Consider the following 1251-nt stretch of genomic DNA (forward strand, 5'->3'; position numbering starts at 1 on the left):
GAGCTACGCTTTGGCGGGGGATCTTTCGGAGGTCGCCATCATGAAAGACATAAAACTGATCGGTATCGATCTTGGTAAACATTGCTTTTACCTCCACGCCCAGGACGAGCTTGGGCGAGAGGTTTTCCGTAAAAAGCTCTCACGTCAGCAGATGATGAAATTCTTCATCAACTTGCCTACTTGTATTGTGGTCATGGAGGCCTGTGCAGGCTCCCATTTTGTTGCTCGTCAGCTGGTTTCCATGGGGCATAACGCCAAGCTGATTTCTCCGCAATTTGTCCGCCCCTTTGTCAAAAGCAACAAAAACGATTTCGTCGATGCCGAGGCGATTTGCGAAGCCGCCTCCCGGCCCTCAATGCGCTTTGTCTCGGTTAAAACGGAAAGTCAGCAGACGCTTTCTGTGTTGCACCGCATGCGTGAGTCCCTAGTCAGGGACAGGACCAGAGCCGTGAATCAAATGCATGGTTTTCTTCTGGAGTTTGGAATCAGCCTGCCTACTGGTTCGGCAAGCATAAAGCAGGTAACGAGTGTCATCGCAGAACACGAACTGCCCGTGCGTCTGAAGGTATTGCTGCAGCGTTTGTATGAGCACTTCTGCTATTTGGATGATCAGCTCAAAGCCCTGAATAAGGACCTGACAAACCAGTTGGCTGACGATGATCTGGGCACTCGTTTGCTGAGTATCCCCTGTGTCGGGCCGATCACCGCCAGCCTACTGGCTGTGGAGATGGGCGACAGCCAACAGTACAAATGTAGCCGTGACTTTGCTGCGTCTGTCGGGTTGGTACCTAAGCAGCACAGTACAGGGGGCAGAGCGAATCTACTGGGCATCAGCAAGCGGGGCGACAAGAAACTTAGGCATCTGCTGGTCCAGTGCGCCCGGGTGTATATACAGCGGCTTGCCAATCAACGAGGCCCCTTGGCTGATTGGGTTCGTGAGCTTCTCAGCCGACGACATTCGAATGTCGTCGCCTGCGCGCTGGCTAACAAGTTGGCACGAATTGCCTGGGCATTAGCCGCACATAGAACGGAGTACGCAGCAGAATCAGCCTCACCCAGCGCCCAGTAATACGGAGCTTGCACCCGTGAACTTCAGGTTTTGCGATAACTGGACAATAGATGAAATGAACGGCCTACCGGCCTGGCGAAAAACCTGCATAAGGAGGCGGCTCGCGAAGCCGTCGCATTTTTAAGGATCGCTAGGCGCGACTCTCATCGTGGCGCGGGATATCCCAATGGACGCCGGATAGA

1 protein-coding gene is annotated in these 1251 nt (G+C 53.6%); it reads left to right on the forward strand.

Going from position 1 to position 1251, the window contains the following annotated elements:
• Nucleotides 1-40: 40 nt before the first annotated feature.
• Complete coding sequence (locus N5C28_RS23850; RefSeq protein ID WP_279825999.1) at nt 41-1069, forward strand: IS110 family transposase; 1029 nt, start codon at nt 41-43, stop codon at nt 1067-1069.
• The last annotated feature ends 182 nt before the right edge of the window (nt 1070-1251 follow it).

It is taken from the genome of Pseudomonas sp. GD03944, assembly GCF_029839275.1.
Taxonomy (GTDB): Bacteria; Pseudomonadota; Gammaproteobacteria; order Pseudomonadales; family Pseudomonadaceae; genus Aquipseudomonas.